Here is a 20,251-nt window from a genome sequence, read left to right as displayed (position 1 = left end):
TTTTGATAAAAATTTCAGACCTGAAAAATTTAAACCGTTTAAACTTCAAAAAGCAGCCTTTCGCCAAATTTTTCCGTCTTCACTTCACCGTTCTCATAAGCCAGGTTTCCGTTGACAAAGGTGTGCGTCACTTTTGAGTGCAGTTTCATGCCTTCCAGCGGACTCCAGCCACATTTATAAAGGAGGTTGTCTTTAGCAACTGTCCATTCCGACTGATCATCCACCAAAACCAGATCTGCCTTATAACCTTCGCGTATAAAGCCGCGCTTTTCGATCCGGAAAAGTATTGCCGGGTTGTGGCACATTTTCTCCACAATCTTTTCAATTGAAATCTTGCCACTGCGGAAGTTCTCAAGCATCACCGGCATTGAATGCTGCACGAGCGGACCTCCGGAAGGTGCCTTGGTATATACATTCTGCTTTTCCTCCAGGGTATGAGGTGCGTGGTCGGTAGCAATAACATCTATGCGGTCGTCTAGGAGGGCATCCCAAAGACCCTGACGGTCTGCCCTTGTTTTAACCGCGGGATTCCATTTAATGAGGGTTCCTTTGGTTTCGTAGTCTTTATTTGTAAAGGTGAGGTGATGTACGCAGACTTCAGCAGTGATCTTTTTTTCACTTAACGGCATATCATTTCTGAAAAGTGAAGTTTCCTTCGCGGTCGAAACATGGAAAACATGGAGTCTGGCACCGGTCTTTTCGGCGAGTTCCACCGCTTTTGATGATGAGATATAGCAGGCCGCCTCGCTTCTGATAAGGTGGTGATATTCCATAGGTATATCGTCGCCATACTGCTCGCGGTACATTTCCGTATTCTTCCGGATGGTGGCTTCATCTTCGCAGTGAACAGCAATCAGCATTTTGGTCTTGCTGAAGATACTTTCCAGCGTTTCGGGATTGTCAACGAGCATATTTCCGGTAGAGGAACCCAGGAAAAGTTTGATGCCTGCCACATTGCGCGGATTGGTTTTCAGCACTTCCTCCAGATTGTCGTTTGTGCCACCCATCATAAAGGAATAGTTGGCAAATGATTTCTGGGCTGCGATCTGATATTTATCCTCCAATAAATCCTGCGTTACCGCATTGGGTACGGTGTTGGGCTGCTCAATAAAACTTGTCACTCCGCCTGCGACTGCTGCACGGGATTCACTTTCAATATCACCTTTATGCGTAAGGCCGGGTTCGCGGAAATGTACCTGGTCATCAATTACTCCGGGCAGCAGATATTTTCCGGCAGCATCAATTACACGGTCCGCATCAGCAGCATCTATATTTTGACCAATTTTTTTAATAAGGTCATTTTCAATGAGCAGATCATTCTCTACGATTTTGTTTTCATTGACGATCCGGGCGTTTTTTATAAGGATTTTCATTTATGATGAGTTTTTCAACGTTTGGGTAAAAGTACGCATTACCACCAAAACAACCGGATTCAATTTGAGAAGGTGTTCACTAACAAGTTAAAGCGAATAATTACCTTTGCGGAAAATTTGCCGGTCAGTGTATAAAAAACTTATGGGACAAACCGCCCTATACGGTCTAACCACAATCATCATTCGACTTTTTCCGTTTTTTCTGAGCCCGTTTATTTTCCGGGCTTTCGGACCTGAAGCCTATGCCCCGTACGCAGATTTTTACTCCGTAGCGGGAATCATTACTGTTTTGCTGACTCACGGAATGGAAACCACCTTCTTCCGTTTTGCGCTTAAGGAAAAGGATCAGAAAAAACTGGTATCCACGGCTTTTTTCAGTGTGGTAACTGTTGCACTAAGTTTTCTGTTGATGGCTCTGATTTTCCGCGAACCACTGGCAGTGGCTTTCAAGACTCCTACTCAGGTTCACCTGCTTACCTTCCTGGTAATCATCCTTTCGCTTGATGCCCTTTCGGCTATGCCCTTTGTAATTCTGCGCAAGCAGGAAAGACCGATCAAGTTTGCTGCAATTAAGATCATTAACGGTCTCATCAACTTTTCCCTTACCTTATTCTTTATAGTTCTGTTACCAAAATATCCCCAGGGTTTGCTGGGGCTCAGATACCAGCCGGACTTTGGAATCGGGTATGTGTTTGTAGCAAACCTGGTGGCCAGCGCTGTCACATTTGCGCTTCTTTTCAGCGAGGTAATCGTAGCCCGTTTCCGGTACTTTGATTTTGCGCTTTGGAAAAAGATGATGAAATATTCTCTACCTATCATGTTTGCCGGGCTGGCAGGAATTGTGAATGAGACTCTGGACCGGCAGTTTCTTAAATTCCTTTTGCCCGACGGCATTGCACAAACACAACTTGGGATATATGGTGGTGTAACTAAGATCGTAACTTTTGTACTATTGTTTAAGCAGGCTTATGTGCTGGGCATTGAACCATTTTTCTTCAGTCATTCCAAAAATGAGAATTCAGGCCGGGCCTATGCCCGTCTTATGGATGTCTTCATTACAGCCAACTGCCTGATCATTCTGTGGCTTACAGTTAACCTTAGCTGGCTGGCACCAATGTACCTTAAGAATCCAGCCTATTTTGTTGGCATTGACATTCTTCCGATACTTTTTATAGCCACCCTGTTTTTAGGAATCTATCTTAACTTATCGATCTGGTACAAACTTACGGACCAAACCATCAACGGCGCCTATATTTCATTAGCCGGGGCAGCCGTAACCGTAGCAATCAACTACTATTTTGTTCCGCTATTCGGATATTGGGCGTCCGCATGGGCTACATTAGCAGCTTATTTCATAATGATGGTCATCTCATTGGTATGGGGCCAGATCAAATATCCCATACCCTATCAACTGTACAAAAATGCAGTTATAATATTGATCACCATCGTTGCCGGACTTGCCTACTACCAAAATTTTCAGCAACATATTATGTTAGGTAACCTGCTGTTTATTATCTTGGCAGCCGCGTTCATCGCCTATCAAAAACTGTTGCCACAGGCGCTACTAAAAAGATTGAAGAAATGAAGATAAAAGTCATTAACAAATCCGGACTGGATTTACCGAAATACCAGACTCCCTGCGCGGCAGGTATGGATATTTTTGCTGACGTGCATGAAGAGGTTACTTTAAAACCTTTGGAGAGAAAACTGATCCCTACCGGGCTTTTTATCGAACTGCCCGAAGGTTATGAGGCACAGATCCGTCCGCGGAGCGGCCTGGCAATTAAAAACGGGATTACGGTCCTCAATACACCCGGGACCATAGATGCAGATTACAGAGGTGAAATCGGCGTAATTTTAGTAAATTTGTCGGACCGCGAATTTACCCTTCAGCGTGGAGACCGCATCGCACAGATGGTGATTGCAAAACATGAATGCGCCGAATGGGAAGAGGTAACAGAACTAACGGGTACAGAACGGGGAGCAGGAGGCTTCGGCAGTACATCGGCAAAATAAAAACACGGGCAGTATAATGCTCCGAATGATGATAAAAAACTAAAACCAAATATGAAAGTAATCGTTCCTATGGCGGGCCGTGGTTCCCGACTGAGACCACACACACTTACAGTTCCAAAACCTTTAATTCCCATCGGCGGAAAACCCATCGTGCAGCGCCTTGTAGAAGACATTGCCAAAGTTGCGGGTGAGGATATTGATGAAATCGCCTTCATTATAGGTGATTTCGGACCGGAAGTGGAGGCGTCGCTTTTAAAGATCGCTGAGAAACTTGGTGCGAAGGGAAGCATCTATACTCAGGATCAACCTCTGGGAACTGCCCATGCCATCAAATGTGCTGAAGCGTCTATGCAGGGTGATGTTGTGGTTGCTTTTGCCGATACTCTTTTCCGTGCCGATTTTAATCTCGACAAACATTCCGATGGTGTAATCTGGGTAAAGAGTGTAGAAGATCCTTCTGCTTTCGGCGTGGTAAAACTGGATTCAGACGGCTATATCACGGATTTTGCAGAAAAACCCAAAGAATATGTGTCCGATCTGGCCATCATTGGAATATATTATTTCAAGTCTGCAGAGAAACTCATGGAGGAAATCAACTTCATCATGAATAACAATATTATGCAGGGTGGCGAATATCAGCTTACAACCGCGCTGGAAAACCTGAGACAGAAAGGAGCAAAGTTCTCTTTGGGAAAGGTAGATGATTGGATGGATTGCGGAAACAAAAATGCAACGGTTGAAACCAACGGTAAAATCCTGAATTATGAGCAGGAAGAATTTTTGAATCATCCAGCCTCTGCAAACATAGAGACCAGTCTGATTATCCAACCCTGCTTTATAGGCGAGAATGTGAGTATTTCCAACTCAAAAATCGGCCCCAATGTAAGTGTGGGCAACAATACAAGAATTATCAATTCCAATATTGACAACTCACTGATACAGGAAAATACGGTAATCAATCACGCAAACCTCAGCAATTCAATGATAGGGAATTCTGCGGAGTACCATGGTGTATCCCGTGAAATCTCATTAGGCGATTACTCGGTCCTGGATTTCCTCTCCAAAGACTGATTCAGCTCAAACAATATATGAAGCCAAACCACACAAATTTTTTGTGTGGTTTGGCGTTAATATTGCAACTTATTATCGTTATGCCAAATAATTTACGAATCATGAAGAAATATCTTCTACTGTTCCTGGCCGGAATTTTACTTTTTTCTTGCAAAGCAAGAAAAGCAGCAGCAGATGGTGGTGCCACCGACAGTACTGCAGTCGCCCAAAATCCGCGTGATGTAAATAAGCCTATTGATGCCGATGCTAAATTCTTTCAGCAGGTACTTGTGCCGCCGAAGTTTGAGCAGCTGAAAATAAACTCCAAAATAAATGTAGAAACCCAAACCAGTTATTTGCCTACGCTGGATGCCACCATCTATATCCAGAACAATGAAAAGGTCTGGATGAATCTTTCGGCATTTTTCATAAGCATGGCCAGAGGAGTTGCAACACCGGAGGGAATACAGGCCTACAATAAGACAGACAGGACATTCATCGATTCGGATTTTGACTACCTGAACAAACTGCTGAACACCGATTTCATTAACTATAGTTCATTGCAGAGGTTATTGCTGGGACGTACTTTTGTCAGAATCAATGACCGTGAATTCCGTCTCACCCGTAATGCACAGGGCTTTAAGATGGCTTCCACCGTGAATCAGCGGATTGAGACCGAAGACGGTAAGACGAGCGAATATAAAATTGAACTGCAGTACGCTCCCAACTACGATTTGATGAACGTGTACCTGAAGGAAGTGAACAGAAACGATGAACTTCAGGTTTCTTATAATGACTGGTTTGCCTACAAAGATTTCCGCTTGCCAAAAAACGTTAAAATACTTATAAAAGGGTCTAAAGAAGGTCAGATATTGCTTGAAAATACGAAATTTGACGACACTAAAATGCAGACTCCGTTTTCAGTACCCGGAAACTATACCAAAATTGAAATTAAATGATTAAAAAGGTCAGTCTTTTAACCGCAGTTCTCCTTTTTGGACTTTCTTTCGGCCAGAATAAGGAGCAGCTTCAGAAGCAAAATGCTGAATTAAAAAAACAGATTGCACAGATCAATTCGCAGCTTGCCAAAAGCCGTAATGAGTCCAAACTCTCGGTGGCCTATCTGGAAGGCGTAAATAAAAAGATTGAGCTTCGTGAAAAAGTGTATCAAAACACGCAGAAGGAAAAGCGATTTATTGAAGATGATATTTATCTGCGTCAGCTCGAGATCAACCGTCAGAACAGGGAGCTTGCCGTGCTGCGCCGAAATTACGCCAATGTACTGGTAAATGCCTATAAAAACCGTGACCTGAAAAATAAAGTGACCTTCATACTCTCGTCCAAAAGTTTGGGCGAAGCTATCAGAAGGGTGCAGTATCTGCGTTTCTATTCAGATTATCAGGACAAACAGGCTGCCAAGATTGCAAAAGCTGCCAGTGACCTGGAGCGCACGATAGCTGAGAAAGCCAAATCGGCAAAGCAGAAGGAAATCCTTCTCGCCAATCAGAAAAAAGAAATAACAACCATTTCTGCAGAAAAGCAGCAAAAAGAAAAACTCGTTCAGGAGTTTAAGAAAAATGAGGCTAACCTGAGTGCTGAACTAAAGCAGAAACAGACGCAGAGCAAAAACCTGGAAGGACAGATAAGGGCCATCATCGCCGAAGAAATCAGAATTGCCAAAGCCAATGAGGAAGCGGTAAGAAAAGCCGAAGCGGAAAAGATGCGTTTGGCGAAAGAAGCCGCTGCCCGCGAAAAAGCGAGGATTGATGCAGAAAATAAGGCGAAGGCCGATGCACTGGAAAAAGAAAGACGTCTGGCGGAAGCAGAAGCTAAGAAAGCAGCTGATCTGGCAGCGAAAAAACTGGCCGATGAGCGGAAACGAACTGAAGAAGCTGCAAAAGCCGAAGCGAGTGCCCGTGATGAGGCCAGGAAGATCGCTGCAGAAAAAGAATCGCGCGAGGCTGCACAGAAAGCGCGTGAAGCCAATAAAAAGTTGGCCGCGGCACGGGCTGCAGAGGCAGAACTGACCAGAAAGACCGATGTTGAGAAAAAAGCCGCCGAAAGTAAAGCGCTCACCAATTATGGAGTTTCGTCCAATGCAGCAAGTAATTTCGCAGAAAACAGGGGACGGATGAATATGCCTGCCTACGGAACTATTACCCACCGTTTTGGCCGCCAGCCGCATCCTGTTTTTAAAAATATTGTTGAAGAAAACAATGGGATTAAAATAGCCGTAGCCAAAGGTACGGGTGCAAAAGCTATTTATCCCGGAACAGTTTCAAAAGTGATGGCTTCCGGCGACGGAACACGTACGGTAATCGTGAAGCACGGAAATTATTTCACCATCTATTCCAACCTGAGTACCGTATCTGTTTCACAGAACCAACAGGTATCCGCAGGTACCAACATCGGACTAGTTGCTGAAGATTTTGACGGCTCATATACACTGGATTTTCAGATCTGGAACGGCACCACGCCGGTTGACCCACTGGGTTGGGTAAACTAAAAAATAACGTAACTTTGCAAAAATATTTATGTCATGGGAGGACTAGGATTTAGAGAAATATTAATCATTGCACTGATCATCATCGTACTGTTTGGTGCCAAGAAAATTCCGGAACTGATGAGGGGAATGGGATCAGGAATCAAGGAATTTAAAGATGCTGTGAAGGAGGACGACAAGAAAGCTAACACAGAACAGCCTACACAAAATACAGACCGCACGGCGTAAAGACAGAGAATATGGATTTCGCATCAAGTGCGTGGGAGATTTTCAGCCAGTCAATATCAGACTATCATCTTACCGATGAGGTGGATGAACCTCAGAAGCAACCTTTTCCGGCGGGTAGTTTGGAACAACTATTGTATACAAAGAACTGGATTGATACCGTTCAGTGGCATTTAGAGGATATTATCCGGGATGAAAACATTAATCCGGAAGCAGCTTTGTTGCTGAAAAGAAGGATAGATGCCTCAAATCAGCAGCGTACCGATTTAGTGGAGTACCTGGACAGCTGGTTTTTAACCCGCTATAAAGACATTACTCCGCATCCGGAGGCAAGGATAAATACAGAGACGCCCGCATGGGCGGTAGATAGGCTTTCAATTCTGGCCCTCAAGGTGTACCATATGAGGCAGGAAGCAGAACGACTGTCCGCCAGCGAAGAGCACCGTATGAAGTGTTCAGCAAAACTTAATGTTTTGCTGGAACAGAAAACGGATCTGATGACATCAATTAATCAGTTATTAGCTGAGATTGAGAACGGTAAGGTTAAGATGAAAACATATAAGCAGATGAAAATGTATAATGATGAAAGTCTTAACCCCGTCCTTTATCAAAAGGCAAAATAATGATTAAAAGTTCAGTATTTTTATTTTTCTCGATATTTCTGTTAACTTCGTGCGCATCAGACAAGTTCACACCATCGCCAGTAAACGGGAGCACTTATTCGGTAAACGGTGGTGGGTCGCTGGAAGAGAGATTTGGGGCCAGCCTTAAAGAAAACATTAATGCTGCCGAAATCACAAATCTGATCGCTACTTTCCCACGCTTTACCAATGATGCTTTGAACAGGGAGGTTTCCGTCCTTAAGGTGCATTTGCAGGAATATATCTATGCTTATAGTGAATATAACCTCATTGGAAAGCAGAAAGCGAACAGGAATATTGAAAAAAGTTACCGGAAGATACAGAAACTCCGTAAATTCCTGAATAAAGATGAAGATATTATCCTTAACCGTTATCTTACACGGATAAAAACCAACATTACCGTACTGGAAACTCCCACATTACTACAGCCTTAAAAATTTATTTTAGCCATGTTAAAAATGCAGGCAGAAGCCAATGTACCTACCGATTACGGTACCTATAGGATGATGGCTTTTTCCGATAATACTCAGGACTGGATGCCGCATATGGCCATCGTAGCCGAAAACACCGATTTTTCCAAACCCGTAAATGTTAGGTTTCATTCGGAATGCATCACAGGTGAAGTTTTCCATTCACGCAAATGCGAGTGCGGCCAGCAGCTGGACGCTGCAATGCAGTACATTCAGACCAATGGGGGCATCATTATTTATCTTAGGCAGGAGGGCCGTAATATTGGCATCATTAATAAGTTAAAAGCCTACGCACTCCAGGAAAAGGGCATGGATACTGTGCAGGCAAATCTTGAACTGGGATTGCCGGCAGATGACAGGGATTTCGGCGTAGCCATTGAAATCCTTAAATTACTTTCGGTAAAAGAAGTAAATCTGCTTACCAATAACCCCAATAAGGTGCGGTATGTAGAAGAAAGTGATATCCGGCTGAACAGCAGGATACCACTTCAAATTCTTGCTCATGACATGAGCCGTTCGTATCTTAAGACCAAAAAAGATTTCTTCGGTCACCTGCTTGATGACCTTGAGCCTGACAACTGATTTACGCCTTAACTGCAGATTCCAGTGCCAGTTCAATCATAACACGTAAAGCTTTTTCACGCTCATCAGAACTGATCTGCTCTCTTGTCGGGATGATATCTGAAACGGTAAGCAGGGTCGCCGCACTTTTCCCAAGGTGTTTCGCATTCGCAAAAAGGGCGAAAGCTTCCATTTCTACAGCCAGACAATTATGTTTCTGCGCGATGGCCGGCACAGCTGCGTCCTTGCGGTAGAAAATATCACTGGTATGGATGTTTGACTCTACAATATTATTTCCAAGCTGGGCGGCTGTTTTGTTGATAGTTTCAAAGATATTACCCTGGTGCCCAATCAGTTCTTCCTCTATGCCCCATGCGAATTTAGCGTACGTAGACTCGCTGGCAGCATTGTTCACGTTAATAACATCAAACAGCTTAAGGTCTGAAGTATAAGCACCACAGGTACCGATCCTGATAATGGTATCTACTTCATATTCTGTGAAGAGTTCATAGGAATAAATCCCAATGCTGGGAATGCCCATGCCGCTGGCTCCTACTGTGATTTCGGCACCTTTATAAGATCCGGTATAATAGAAAATATTACGGGTTTGACTAACCAGTTTTGCAGAATCCAGGTAATTATCAGCAATAAACTTTGCCCTTAAGGGGTCTCCCGGTTGCAAAACTGTCTTTGCTATTTCACCTTTGGCGGCAGCTATATGTACACTCATAATTTTTTTTTCAAAGATACGAAGAATGCTGTACTACTTAGAGTTCCGGCACAGGTAATAAAAAAAATCCCGCAACACGGTTACGGGATCAGAAGATTTTTTGAAGGCTTTACTTTAGTTCAACCGTTTTGGAATCATCAATATTGAAATGCTTAATAACAGAGTTGTAGTCACTGAAGTCGACGTTTGCATTTTTACCGGCACTGGCAGGTACCTGCACAATTCTGAATGTCTGGTTGTTCAGGTAAGAGGGCGTTGTAGATATATCATAATTACCTCCCGCATAAATCATTACATCATTCGCTGTAAAATCAAAGTCGTAATCCAGTTCCTGCGTGGCCGAGATGTACAGTGTCCTTGGGATTTGCTGCCAAACCGGAGATCCGTTGCCTGTACTCCCACTTTTCCTGTAAACCAAAAGTACATCAGTATTGTAAAAAGGCTTTTTGAAGGTGTGGGAAGTAGACCAGCCATAAGTTGGATCATTGATGAAATTTACATTTGTAATATCGTAAACGACACTATACGTATCGTAGTCCTGATAAGGATCATCATTCCTGGTATCACAACTCACCGCAACCAAACCGAAAAGCGCGATCAATAAGAGAGAAAAGTATTTTTTCATTGTAAATTATTTTATTTGTTGAATTGTGGTGGCTTATTCAAAACGTATACCATTTATTTGTATAGCCGGGGTATTACCGGATTTGTTGTATTTTTGTTGAAAGCAATTCCTGGATGTACAAGATTTTCCTAAGCTTCATTACGCTTATTACAGTATGCAGTGCAACACTTTCGGCTCAATACCGGCCCAAACACTTAACCGCCGCTGAAGAGAAAAAAGCTGCCGATTGGGTAAGTGCCACTTATAACTCACTTTCTCAGGACGAGAAACTGGGACAGCTTTTCATTGTAGCCCTTTATACAAACAAGGGCGATGAACATATAACTGGCGTCCGAAATCTGGTACTCAGTGAAAAGATTGGAGGGCTGATACTGATGCAGGATGATGCTGAAAAACATATCAAACTCGTAAACGAATTTCAGTCAAAATCCAGAATCCCAATGATGATAGGCATGGATGCTGAATGGGGACTTTTTCAAAGAATAGCGGCAGCCCATAAATTTCCCTGGGCCATGACTTTGGGAGCCATACAGGATAAAAGGCTTATTACAGAAATGGCTGGCCAGATTGCAGCAGATGCCAAAAGGATGGGCGTAAACTGGGATTTTGCTCCGGTGGTGGATGTAAATACCAACCCCAACAATCCTATTATAGGAAACAGGAGTTTCGGATCGGAAGTAAATAATGTTGTTAAGTCCGCAACCGCCTATTCAAAAGGCCTGCAGGATAGCAATGTACTCGCGGCCATTAAACATTTCCCAGGTCATGGCGATACGGATACGGATTCGCACCTGGATTTGCCTGTCGTTTCACATAATCTGCAGCGCCTGAACGATGTTGAACTGGCGCCCTTCAAAGCACTTATGGACCAGGGCATTGGAGGTGTAATGGTAGCCCACCTTTATGTGCCGGCACTTGAAAAAGAGAAAGGCATCCCCGCTTCTGTATCCAAAAGCATCATTACCGGACTTCTAAAGGAAAAGTATGGCTACAAAGGCCTTATAATAACCGATGCCTTAAATATGGGTGCCGTAGCCAAGCGGTACAAACCCGGCGAACTGGATGCGCTGGCTTTTAAAGCCGGTAACGACATCATGTTATTTTCAGAAGGTGTGAAGGAAGGCAAAAGGCTTATACAGGAAGCGATAGACCGAAATGAGATTTCACAAGACCGTGTGGAGGAAAGTGTAAAGAAGATCCTGCTTACGAAATATTACCTTGGACTGACCAAATATGATGCGCGTAATCCTGTTAACATTAATACTGACCTGAATAATAACGTCCACAAAGAAATTGTTCAGAAGATGTATGCCAATGCAGTCACCCTACTTAAAGACAATCAAAAATTACTTCCCCTGAACTGTAAGGAGACTTATTATTATGTAGCTTTGGAAGAGGCGCCATACCAGACAGTTGTAAACCAACTGAACCTTAATATCACGGTTATTTTGAAGAAGCCATCGGAGATTGCATCAATCCCGGCCAATTCCAAAGTAATCGTAGGATTACACAAGGATAATTCCACGGCTTATAAACCTTATAAGATATCGGCGGGATCAAAAAAAATGATCGCTGGCTTAGCCAAAGATCATCAGGTGATCCTCAGTGTTTTCGGATCGGCTTACGCACTGCAGGATCTTGACCTGTCAGAAATAGCAACAGTCCTGGTAGCGTATGAAAACAATGACGACTCAATGGTCGCAGCCGCAGGAGCATTAGTGGGGAAAACCGCAATTTCCGGCAGACTTCCGGTTCTGGTGAACCAAAAGCTGAAAGCCGGAGCAGGAATGGATTTACCGGCCCGTGGGAAATAAATATAAAGAGAGAACAGTACTACTGTAATTGAGTAAAATGCTCAGCTAAATTAAAATGATGAAAATAGGAATTCTCTGCTACCCCACCTACGGCGGTAGCGGTATTGTAGCTACAGAACTGGGGATGTCCCTGGCACATAAAGGTTATGAAGTACACTTCATCAGTTCTGCCCTGCCTGCCCGCCTGGATATTACCAACCCAAACATCTTCTTTCACAAGGTGAATGTGGAGACTTATCCTCTTTTCGAATATCAGCCATATGACATAGCACTTTCCTCAATGATTTACAGAGTTGTCAATCTGTATAAACTGGATCTGCTGCATGCGCATTATGCGATTCCCTATGCCTACGCAGCATTTACTGCCAAACAGATGCTGAAGGAAGAAGGCAGGGATATACCGCTGGTCACGACACTTCACGGGACAGACATTACGCTGGTTGGCCAGCATCCAAGTTATAAACATGCGGTAGAATTCTCCATCAATCAGTCCGATGCCGTTACCTCTGTTTCCGCGAGCCTGAAAGCAGATACGCTAAAATTCTTCAACATAAAGAAAGAAATACAGGTCATTACCAATTTCATTGATAATTCAGATTTCGGCGGAGGCGTACAGACCTGCCAGCGAAAACAGTTTGCTAAGGACGATGAGAAAATCCTGATTCACGTCTCGAACCTGAGGCCGGTAAAGAGAATCATGGAAGTTCTGCAGATCTTCAAAAATGTGCATGCCCGCATAAAGTCGAAACTTATCATCATCGGCGAAGGTCCTGAAATGGAGAAGATCAACCAGTTTCTGGAGGAAAACCCTGAACTGATTGGTGAGATCCGCCTGCTGGGTAAGGTAAATGACCTGTACAGAATCCTGCAACTTTCGGATGTTTTCCTGCTGCCATCGGAACAGGAAAGTTTTGGTCTTGCGGCATTGGAAGCCATGGCAGCCTCCACTCCGGTGATCAGTTCCAATGCCGGAGGTATACCCGAAGTAAACATACAGGGTGAAACGGGTTTTATGGCAGAAATCGGAAATGTGGAAGCAATGAGTAACTATACCATCAAACTGCTTTCTGACGAACAGCTGCTGAATGTAATGAAGGAAAATGCAAAGCAGCAGGCCATCCGGTTTGACCTGCAGAATATTTTGCCTGTTTACGAGGAAATGTATGCGGAAACGCTCAGGAAATTTAACACCGTCCCTACAAAGGTGATACCTTAGCTAAGCTCCGCGCCGGTTCGGTGATTTTAAACTTATTAAAATCTTACGGCGATGAACGAAAAATTGTTGCAATATCTCTGGAACTTCAAAATTTTTAAAAGTTTTGATTTTAAAGATACGGCCGGCAATAAGGTTGAGATTCTTGATTTTGGCAAGTGGAACTATGACTCAGGACCCGATTTCCTGCACAGTGCGGTGCAGATAAACGGACTTACTTTATACGGTCATATTGAACTTCATCTTAAATCATCAGACTGGATTTTTCACCGACATTCGGGAAACCCGGAGTTTGAGAATGTCATTCTGCATGCGGTTCTGATTCATGATGCGGAGATTCCGGAACTTGAAGAGCGGATCGTGCCTACACTTGAACTTCAGGATTATATTGACACTTCCCTGCTTTGGAAGTATGAATCTCTTCTTAAAGAAAACAGGTTTATACCCTGTGAAGATATTTTCAATCCAGACAATATTCCGGTTGGCTTTAGTGAGGAAACCCTTCTCAGAAAACTTGATGAGAAGGCAGCGGACATTGAAAAATCGCTTAAAAGCACAAGAAATAACTATGAAGCTGTACTTTTTCAGAATATGGCCTACGCGTTTGGACTTAAGGTCAATGCGGAACACTTCAAACTGATGGCGGAAGGTATAGACTTTTCTCTGATAACTAAAATAAGCCGCAACCTCCTTCAATTGGAAGCACTTTTCTTCGGTCTCTGTGGCTGGCTGGACCAACCCATAGACGACCAGATGAAGTTGTGGCGGCGTGAATTCGACTTTCTGAAAGTTAAATACAGCCTCGCACCATGGCGTGTCTTCCCCAAATTTTCCAAACTCAGACCACCAAATTTCCCTACGGTACGGCTTTCCCAGTTGGCTTCACTATACCACCTCAACCAGAATCTGTTTTCAAAAATGATTTCAGCACGCCGGATCACAGACCTTTATGATCTCTTCGGCCAGGTGAAATCCAGTGAATACTGGGATACGCGGTTTAATTTCGGCAGGGAAAGTACGGTGACCGGTGAAAAGTACCTATCCCGCGAATTTACTGACCTCGTTCTGTTAAACGCTGTCCTGCCTCTGAAATATGTATATACAAAGAACACCGACGAAGATGCCGCCGAAAATATTGTGGGGCTTTACCGTAATCTTGATCCTGAAAAAAACAGCATTACCAACGGATGGACCTCCCTTGGAGTTGATATTAAGGATGCGGCCCAAAGTCAGGCATTTATTTATCATCATAAACATTTTTGCGAAACCAAAAATTGCTTAAATTGCAGTATCGGTTTTCAACTTTTAAAGAAAAGTTAAAATAAATATGCGCGAGCCTGACTTCATCACCAAAATACGTCATAATGTAGAACGCGAATGGTTTGGCGTACTTACACGGATGGGTTCAAAACTTGGTATTCCGGTGGCAAAACTGCGCGTTTTCTTTATCTATTCCACCTTCGCAACAGTGGGAATATTTTTCCTGATTTATCTTATCCTTGCCTTTTCACTTTGGGTAAAAGACATTTTTGTAACACGCCGTCCTAATGTGTTTGACCTCTAACCGAATTCAAAAAATTTTTGCAGGGTTAATTATTATGGAAAGCAATTTGCAGAGTGTGGTTAAACCCCGTATTTTCTATGGAATATCTTCAGGTTAGCACGGCAGACGATTTTCGCGCTAATTATATCTACAAGTCCTATTGCAGCACTTTTCCGGAGGATGAGCGCCGCAGCCAGGATCAGTTCAGACAACTTTTCAGTAATCCAAAAGTTAAGGTCCACACTATACTGAATGATCTGGACAATATAGGCTATCTGATTTGCTGGGAACTTACCGATTTTGTCTTTATTGAACATTTTGAGATCTTCTCCGAATTCCGGAGCCTTAAATTTGGCAGCGAGATGCTGTCGCATCTCTTCCGTACCTATTCGCATATCGTACTTGAAGCTGAACCCCAACACCTTAATGAAGATGCCGCAAGAAGGATCGCTTTTTACAAAAGAAACGGATTCAGCGTAATAGATGAGAGTTACGTGCAGCCATGTTATGAAGTGGGTAAGAATCCTTTGAATTTGTGGCTTCTGGCGAACTGGCAACCCGAAAAAACGGACTGGATAAAAGAGGAGATTTACGATGTGGTATACTGCTGATCTGCAATACTTCAGCTAACTCATTCTACTTCATATTCAAGTTTAATAGTTATACTGGCTTCTTTCTCCCGCGAGGTAGTATTGAAGGTTCCCCCATATGAAAATTCTTCTGTTGAGTTGGGTTCAGTGATCTGCGTGACACCCATTGTTGCCTTTTTAAGGTCACCCAGCGAACTTCCGGCGTTTTCGGCTATCTTTTCGGCTCTTGCTTTGGCATCTTTCGTAGCATCCGCAATCATCTGCTGTTTTACATCTGCCAGTTTTGTATAAAAATAATTGGGTGGCGAGGAAGTGAATTCTATTCCAAGGTTAATGATCTCAGTAATATTTCTGGAGAGATTCTCTATTTGATCCACATTTTTACTGTCTATCGAAACGCGCTGTGAAAGCTGGTAGCCAGAGAAAGTCTGGGTGCTTCTCCCGTTAGCATCGGTCCCATAACTGTACTGTTTTTGGATATCTACCGCCGAAAAGACCATATCTTCCTTCCTGATGCCCTTAGAAGCCAAATAATTTTCAATAATACGTTTGTCATTGGCCAGTTCGTCGTATGCAGCCTTCAGCTCAAAACTGCTGCGCGAGAAATTTCCGCTCCAGGTGATAAGGTCAGATGTAAACTTCTTTGTTCCCAAACCCGTAACCGAAATGGTGTTTTGCGATTTGTTTCTGTTTTTCACCGCATTACCTAAAAACCAGAGACCCAATACGAATCCCAATGCTGCAATACTAACAGAAAGTACTCCTTTATTCATGTTATTTGGTTTAAAATTTCGTAATCTTCTAAGGCGTCCTGTGCTGAACTGCCGTACGGTTGCGGTACGGCTCTACCTGTTTTTGAGCGGCATCTGCAAACCGTGCAACTACGGAGCGGTCCGCTGCGCCGTATTTCAGTGCCTGCTTTCTATCAAAGTTAGTAAAAACGAAATAAATAAACGGCTGTATTTCAGTAGGTGACAACTTCAGCTCTTCAGTAAAAAACTCACTGCCCAGACTCTCTGCCAGGTACTGCATAAGATCTACATCGTCCCAGCGGTCCTTCACTTTGCCAACAGGGATTCCGGGACCTACCGGCTGCACAAATTCTCCGTGCCGCGGCGCCATAGCTTCAGGTGAAGATTTTCGCGCAATGTAAGAGTCTAAATCATCTTTAAGCGTCTTTACTTTACCCCGGTCACCGAAATGTTTTACATCTTCCTTCAGATTTCCGGTAGCCTGATAACGGATATTAACTGCCTCAATCTCCGTGGGAATACTATGCAGCACTATGGTTACCGGATTTTCATAATGAGTTTCATTGACAGTGAGCGAACTTCTTGTGTAAGCTTTCCGGCTGAAACGTAGCTCATCGCCCCTGTCTGCCCGTATCATAAACTGCCCTTCAGCTGTTGTTTCAGACCTTTCATCCGTCCGCAAATTGATCACAGAAACTCCGGACAGCTGTATCCCGTCTTCAGAGGTCACCTTGCCAAAAATATAAGATTGGGCATCAGCCAGTACAGTGAGGATGAGACAAAGAAAAAGTAGTTTTATTTTCACGGTTTTTCTTTCAAATGTAAGCGTTAAAACAGAGGCTGATTTAAGTTTAACAATGGTTAACAGCTTTTGGCAATTTCAGTAAATTTTATCTTTAAGCTTTTGTTAAATCAGGTGGAAAAGCGTTAAAACCCACACCTAAATTTTCATTAAATTGCAGGAAATATTCCACACAAAATGCAGAATTCTTACAGCGTGATCAGTGCTTCCGCCGGTTCGGGAAAAACCTATACCCTCGTACAGCGCCTCCTGATGATATGCCTGGGACAGCCCAACCAGCACAGGAGCATCAGGAATATCCTGGCGCTGACCTTCACAAATAAAGCTGCCAACGAAATGAAGGAAAGAATCCTTACCTGGCTGGGCAATTTTGCAGCAGAAGACTATCAGGACTGCCGCGAACTTTCGGCTCTGCAGCAGGCTTTGGCAAAGGAAGGTAAACATATTACTCTGGATGAACTTCATGTACGCTCCCGCAAGATGCTGGACTATGTGCTTCATCATTATTCCACCCTTAATATCGGGACCATTGACAAATTTAATTCAAGGCTGGTACGCAGTTTTTCTTATGAACTCGGTCTTGCAAAGAATTTCAACCTGGAGATCCAGGCGGAACCTTTTCTTATTGAAGCGGTGGACCAACTGCTTAATCAGGTAGGTGAAGACAGGGAAATGTCTGAATCCCTCATTGATTACGTGAACTATGGACTGGACAATGAGAAAAGAATTAACCTGAACCAAACCCTCTATAAGTCAGCAAAAGAATTTGTAAATGACATCCATTACGAAAACCTTAAGCAGAACAGTAATTTCAATAATGAAAGTTACCGGGAGGCCACGGCGAAGCTCCGTAAGGAAATTGCAGACCTGAAAGCCGAAAATAAAAACCTTGCAAACACAGCGCTGCAGCTGATTAAAGAAAAAGGTCTTGAGAATGCTGATTTTGCCGGCGGCGGGAACCAAAGTATTCAGTATTTCTTTGACTACTATCTTGCCAACGAAGCTCCTAAACTACCCGTTTCGGTGGAAGCAGAAGAGAAAAAGATCAATAAATACCTGTCCGGTGCCTCAGTAAAAGGAAAGGCAAAAGAACACCTGATTATGGAAATCATTGACTTCCTGATTGAGAGCCGCCGGAAAATTATCAGAAACTATATCATCAGCCAAAAAAAAGGAAAAGTACTGGCAGCACTCCTGCCTCTGAAGGTGAACAGGGACATACAGACAGAGCTGGAAAAGATTGAAAGCGAGAACGATATAGTCCTCCTTTCCAAATTCAACATACTGATCAATGAAAATCTGAAAAATGAACCCTCACCTTTTATCTATGAAAAGATCGGGACACAGTTCCAGCATTATTTCTTTGATGAATTTCAGGACACTTCCGAACTTCAGTGGCAAAATTTCCTGCCTCTGCGGGATCACAGCGTGTCCGAAGACGGTACTTCCTTTACTGTTGTGGGCGATCCGAAACAAAGTATCTACAGATTCCGGGGTGGCGAAAGTAAACTGATGCTGGGCATTATCAACCACAGCGAAGTCTCACCTAAAATGGCTGATGTGCATATTCTGGAGCAGAACTGGCGCAGTGCAAAAAATATTGTGATCTTCAACAATGAACTGTACAGCTTTATTTCCTGCGGACTGGCCGAAGAGCATAAAGATATTTTCGGCGCTTCGGCACAACAGCAGTATCAGGACGGAATTGAAGGCCGCGTGAAGGTAAGCCTTATAGAGAACAGACGCAAAGAAGATTTTTATAACGATACAGCGCAGCGCATGCGCAATGATATCCAGGATCTAGCCGATAACGGTTTTGCTCTTTCGGATATCACCATACTATGCCGCGGTAACAGAGATATTTTCCACTTTTCTGAACGCCTGGGTGCACTTACCATTAATTACCGCGGTCAGGAAATCAACATTAAAACGATTTCCGAAAGTGGACTCACACTGGAACTGTCCGATACACTGGCTGCCCTCATGGAGTATCTGAGTTGGGAAGAAAACCCGCGTAACCTGCAGAATCCGGTGCGTATGATGTATTACCTGAACCGCCTGGGCCGCATCGTGATGCATGATTTCACAAAGGAAATGACCGAAATACTGCAGCTTAAAGATAAGGAAAGCATTGCAGCCTTTCTGAAGGAGAAATACGGACTTCAACTTCATAAAACAGATTCCCCCAAGCTGAACATGTATAATTTTGTTGAGCATTACCTGCATGAATTTGCTGTACAGGACAAGGAGACAGATTACCTGCTGAACTTCCTGGAGGTTCTGTACGGATTTACCCAAAATTCCGGAGCCAGCCTGAAGGATTTCATCAAGTTTTGGAATGAAGAAGCGCGAAATATGAGTATCCAGGCTTCGGATAATGTGGATGCCATTCAGCTGATGACTATTCATAAAGCCAAAGGGTTGGAATTCCCGGTGGTCTTTTATCCCATGGTAAACAGTCAGCGGGATTACAAGTTCAATGACTGGTTTGAAACAGACCGTGAGTTCGGACTGCATTCGGTAAACACCGGCCATTTCAGCAGGGATCTGGAAATCTATGATGCTGATATCCGGCAGTTTAATGAAGTGAACAGTTACAAGAACCGGATTGACCGCACCTGCCTCCAGTATGTGGCCACCACCAGACCTGTGGAGCAGCTTTTTCTGTACATACAGAAGGCAGGTAAAACCAACAGTTTAGAAATCCTGGATTTTGTACAGCAGATGAATCCGGAGCAGAAAGATGATTTTGACCTTTATCCCAGCCACGACTACAGCAAAAAAGGTAAGATTAAGACTAAGGAATACAGAACCGAATCCATACAGGGGCTTACACGGCGGACACAAGCTCCGTCCGCAATAAAAATCGCAACACCCTCCAAAAGCTACCAAAACAGAGATGAAAAGGTACGAAACGGGATCTTCACCCACGAAATACTGTCGAAGATCAATTCTGAAAAGGATGTGGATGATGTATTGGAGAGCTACGTTCTTGAGGGAATTCTTACCCTGCAGGAAAAGGCAGATATAGAGAAATCAATACTTCAAATTATTACAAAGTATCCGGCTTATTTTGGCGAAGATTTAAGGATCATCAATGAGCAGGACATTATGCTTACCGAGAACGGAGACTCAAAAGTGTACAGGCCGGACCGTCTTATTAATACGGAAGAAGGATTTATTATAATTGATTTTAAGACCGGAAGCGAAAGTAAAAAGCATCAGGATCAGATAAACACTTACAGTCAGATACTGCAAAAACTGAATTTGAAGGTAGCACGCAGCGAAGTAATCTATCTTTAAAAAAAACCGGTGCACAGATAAACTGTGGACCGGTTAAATG

20 protein-coding genes are annotated in these 20,251 nt (G+C 43.4%); 15 read left to right on the top strand and 5 right to left on the bottom strand.

Translation table 11 applies throughout. The features are described from left to right. Positions 1–38 precede the first annotated feature (38 nt). Positions 39–1,373, bottom strand: coding sequence for a dihydroorotase (locus P0M11_RS05790; protein ID WP_275624822.1), 1,335 nt, complete (start codon positions 1,371–1,373; stop codon positions 39–41). Between the two features lie 142 nt (positions 1,374–1,515). Between P0M11_RS05790 and P0M11_RS05785 the strand changes: the two genes are divergently transcribed. The 9 genes from P0M11_RS05785 to ribA all read left to right on the top strand — a co-directional run bounded on the left by P0M11_RS05785 (position 1,516) and on the right by ribA (position 8,860). Then, positions 1,516–2,958 carry an oligosaccharide flippase family protein gene (locus tag P0M11_RS05785; RefSeq protein WP_275624821.1) on the top strand — a complete coding sequence of 481 codons (1,443 nt, stop codon included), beginning with the start codon at positions 1,516–1,518 and terminating at the stop codon, positions 2,956–2,958. Then, positions 2,955–3,389, top strand: a complete 435-nt coding sequence (dut, locus tag P0M11_RS05780) for a dUTP diphosphatase (protein WP_275624820.1) — start codon at positions 2,955–2,957, stop codon at positions 3,387–3,389. Before P0M11_RS05785 ends, dut begins: the two co-directional genes overlap by 4 nt. Positions 3,390–3,440: 51 nt before the next feature. Beyond that, positions 3,441–4,460 (top strand): sugar phosphate nucleotidyltransferase, encoded by a 1,020-nt coding sequence (locus P0M11_RS05775; RefSeq protein WP_275624819.1) that lies wholly within the window; start codon positions 3,441–3,443, stop codon positions 4,458–4,460. A 101-nt stretch (positions 4,461–4,561) separates the two neighbouring features. Beyond that, positions 4,562–5,398 (top strand): DUF4292 domain-containing protein, encoded by an 837-nt coding sequence (locus P0M11_RS05770; protein ID WP_275624818.1) that lies wholly within the window; start codon positions 4,562–4,564, stop codon positions 5,396–5,398. After that, the gene (locus P0M11_RS05765) at positions 5,395–6,945 is read left to right on the top strand and encodes a peptidoglycan DD-metalloendopeptidase family protein (RefSeq protein ID WP_275624817.1); all 1,551 of its coding nucleotides are present in this window, start codon (positions 5,395–5,397) and stop codon (positions 6,943–6,945) included. Before P0M11_RS05770 ends, P0M11_RS05765 begins: the two co-directional genes overlap by 4 nt. A 33-nt stretch (positions 6,946–6,978) precedes the next feature. Then, the gene (locus P0M11_RS05760) at positions 6,979–7,170 is read left to right on the top strand and encodes a twin-arginine translocase TatA/TatE family subunit (RefSeq protein ID WP_158063298.1); all 192 of its coding nucleotides are present in this window, start codon (positions 6,979–6,981) and stop codon (positions 7,168–7,170) included. Positions 7,171–7,181: 11 nt separating this feature from the next. After that, positions 7,182–7,790 (top strand): DUF4254 domain-containing protein, encoded by a 609-nt coding sequence (locus P0M11_RS05755; protein WP_158063297.1) that lies wholly within the window; start codon positions 7,182–7,184, stop codon positions 7,788–7,790. Continuing rightward, complete coding sequence (locus P0M11_RS05750; RefSeq protein WP_275624816.1) at positions 7,790–8,242, top strand: hypothetical protein; 453 nt, start codon at positions 7,790–7,792, stop codon at positions 8,240–8,242. Before P0M11_RS05755 ends, P0M11_RS05750 begins: the two co-directional genes overlap by 1 nt. A 15-nt stretch (positions 8,243–8,257) precedes the next feature. Next, the gene (gene ribA, locus P0M11_RS05745; RefSeq protein ID WP_158063295.1) at positions 8,258–8,860 is read left to right on the top strand and encodes a GTP cyclohydrolase II; all 603 of its coding nucleotides are present in this window, start codon (positions 8,258–8,260) and stop codon (positions 8,858–8,860) included. Between the two features lies 1 nt (position 8,861). Here ribA and deoD read toward each other — a convergent pair whose 3' ends face one another. Together deoD and P0M11_RS05735 are read right to left on the bottom strand one after the other, a co-directional pair. Beyond that, complete coding sequence (deoD, locus tag P0M11_RS05740) at positions 8,862–9,569, bottom strand: purine-nucleoside phosphorylase (protein WP_275624815.1); 708 nt, start codon at positions 9,567–9,569, stop codon at positions 8,862–8,864. Between the two features lie 109 nt (positions 9,570–9,678). Then, complete coding sequence (locus P0M11_RS05735; protein WP_275624814.1) at positions 9,679–10,194, bottom strand: hypothetical protein; 516 nt, start codon at positions 10,192–10,194, stop codon at positions 9,679–9,681. Positions 10,195–10,307: 113 nt separating this feature from the next. On the opposite strand from P0M11_RS05735, the gene P0M11_RS05730 reads away from it, so the two are divergent. From P0M11_RS05730 to P0M11_RS05710, 5 genes are all read left to right on the top strand, one after another. Beyond that, the gene (locus P0M11_RS05730) at positions 10,308–12,008 is read left to right on the top strand and encodes a glycoside hydrolase family 3 N-terminal domain-containing protein (protein ID WP_275624813.1); all 1,701 of its coding nucleotides are present in this window, start codon (positions 10,308–10,310) and stop codon (positions 12,006–12,008) included. A 58-nt stretch (positions 12,009–12,066) separates the two neighbouring features. Beyond that, positions 12,067–13,224, top strand: coding sequence for an N-acetyl-alpha-D-glucosaminyl L-malate synthase BshA (gene bshA / locus P0M11_RS05725; RefSeq protein ID WP_275624868.1), 1,158 nt, complete (start codon positions 12,067–12,069; stop codon positions 13,222–13,224). Between the two features lie 51 nt (positions 13,225–13,275). Next, positions 13,276–14,541, top strand: a complete 1,266-nt coding sequence (locus P0M11_RS05720; RefSeq protein ID WP_275624812.1) for a DUF2851 family protein — start codon at positions 13,276–13,278, stop codon at positions 14,539–14,541. A 7-nt stretch (positions 14,542–14,548) separates the two neighbouring features. Then, positions 14,549–14,785, top strand: a complete 237-nt coding sequence (locus P0M11_RS05715) for a PspC family transcriptional regulator (protein ID WP_275624811.1) — start codon at positions 14,549–14,551, stop codon at positions 14,783–14,785. Between the two features lie 77 nt (positions 14,786–14,862). Beyond that, positions 14,863–15,375: a GNAT family N-acetyltransferase gene (locus tag P0M11_RS05710; RefSeq protein WP_275624810.1), complete on the top strand. Its 513-nt coding sequence runs from the start codon at positions 14,863–14,865 to the stop codon at positions 15,373–15,375. Positions 15,376–15,395: 20 nt separating this feature from the next. Here P0M11_RS05710 and P0M11_RS05705 read toward each other — a convergent pair whose 3' ends face one another. Beyond that, positions 15,396–16,127, bottom strand: a complete 732-nt coding sequence (locus P0M11_RS05705) for an SIMPL domain-containing protein (protein WP_275624809.1) — start codon at positions 16,125–16,127, stop codon at positions 15,396–15,398. Positions 16,128–16,155: 28 nt separating this feature from the next. Further along, positions 16,156–16,911 carry a hypothetical protein gene (locus tag P0M11_RS05700; RefSeq protein ID WP_275624808.1) on the bottom strand — a complete coding sequence of 252 codons (756 nt, stop codon included), beginning with the start codon at positions 16,909–16,911 and terminating at the stop codon, positions 16,156–16,158. 174 nt (positions 16,912–17,085) lie between these two features. On the opposite strand from P0M11_RS05700, the gene P0M11_RS05695 reads away from it, so the two are divergent. Continuing rightward, positions 17,086–20,211: a UvrD-helicase domain-containing protein gene (locus P0M11_RS05695; protein ID WP_275624807.1), complete on the top strand. Its 3,126-nt coding sequence runs from the start codon at positions 17,086–17,088 to the stop codon at positions 20,209–20,211. The last annotated feature ends 40 nt before the right edge of the window (positions 20,212–20,251 follow it).

Origin of the sequence: Kaistella sp. PBT33-4, from assembly GCF_029194425.1 — a bacterium.
Taxonomy (GTDB): Bacteria; Bacteroidota; Bacteroidia; order Flavobacteriales; family Weeksellaceae; genus Marnyiella.
The sequence above is the reverse complement of the archived record's forward strand: the minus strand, read 5'-3'. Positions and strand labels throughout refer to the sequence as shown.

What these genes read in the sequence shown, in the direction of transcription:
- deoD (WP_275624815.1), bottom strand. Translation starts at nt 9,569, where the DNA reads ATGAGTGTACATATAGCTGCCGCCAAAGGTGAAATAGCAAAGACAGTT.
- P0M11_RS05735 (WP_275624814.1), bottom strand. Translation starts at nt 10,194, where the DNA reads ATGAAAAAATACTTTTCTCTCTTATTGATCGCGCTTTTCGGTTTGGTT.
- bshA (WP_275624868.1), top strand. Translation starts at nt 12,067, where the DNA reads ATGAAAATAGGAATTCTCTGCTACCCCACCTACGGCGGTAGCGGTATT.
- P0M11_RS05755 (WP_158063297.1), top strand. Translation starts at nt 7,182, where the DNA reads ATGGATTTCGCATCAAGTGCGTGGGAGATTTTCAGCCAGTCAATATCA.
- P0M11_RS05710 (WP_275624810.1), top strand. Translation starts at nt 14,863, where the DNA reads ATGGAATATCTTCAGGTTAGCACGGCAGACGATTTTCGCGCTAATTAT.
- P0M11_RS05770 (WP_275624818.1), top strand. Translation starts at nt 4,562, where the DNA reads ATGAAGAAATATCTTCTACTGTTCCTGGCCGGAATTTTACTTTTTTCT.
- P0M11_RS05695 (WP_275624807.1), top strand. Translation starts at nt 17,086, where the DNA reads ATGCAGAATTCTTACAGCGTGATCAGTGCTTCCGCCGGTTCGGGAAAA.
- dut (WP_275624820.1), top strand. Translation starts at nt 2,955, where the DNA reads ATGAAGATAAAAGTCATTAACAAATCCGGACTGGATTTACCGAAATAC.
- ribA (WP_158063295.1), top strand. Translation starts at nt 8,258, where the DNA reads ATGTTAAAAATGCAGGCAGAAGCCAATGTACCTACCGATTACGGTACC.
- P0M11_RS05790 (WP_275624822.1), bottom strand. Translation starts at nt 1,373, where the DNA reads ATGAAAATCCTTATAAAAAACGCCCGGATCGTCAATGAAAACAAAATC.
- P0M11_RS05775 (WP_275624819.1), top strand. Translation starts at nt 3,441, where the DNA reads ATGAAAGTAATCGTTCCTATGGCGGGCCGTGGTTCCCGACTGAGACCA.
- P0M11_RS05705 (WP_275624809.1), bottom strand. Translation starts at nt 16,127, where the DNA reads ATGAATAAAGGAGTACTTTCTGTTAGTATTGCAGCATTGGGATTCGTA.
- P0M11_RS05750 (WP_275624816.1), top strand. Translation starts at nt 7,790, where the DNA reads ATGATTAAAAGTTCAGTATTTTTATTTTTCTCGATATTTCTGTTAACT.
- P0M11_RS05785 (WP_275624821.1), top strand. Translation starts at nt 1,516, where the DNA reads ATGGGACAAACCGCCCTATACGGTCTAACCACAATCATCATTCGACTT.
- P0M11_RS05715 (WP_275624811.1), top strand. Translation starts at nt 14,549, where the DNA reads ATGCGCGAGCCTGACTTCATCACCAAAATACGTCATAATGTAGAACGC.
- P0M11_RS05760 (WP_158063298.1), top strand. Translation starts at nt 6,979, where the DNA reads ATGGGAGGACTAGGATTTAGAGAAATATTAATCATTGCACTGATCATC.
- P0M11_RS05730 (WP_275624813.1), top strand. Translation starts at nt 10,308, where the DNA reads ATGTACAAGATTTTCCTAAGCTTCATTACGCTTATTACAGTATGCAGT.
- P0M11_RS05720 (WP_275624812.1), top strand. Translation starts at nt 13,276, where the DNA reads ATGAACGAAAAATTGTTGCAATATCTCTGGAACTTCAAAATTTTTAAA.
- P0M11_RS05765 (WP_275624817.1), top strand. Translation starts at nt 5,395, where the DNA reads ATGATTAAAAAGGTCAGTCTTTTAACCGCAGTTCTCCTTTTTGGACTT.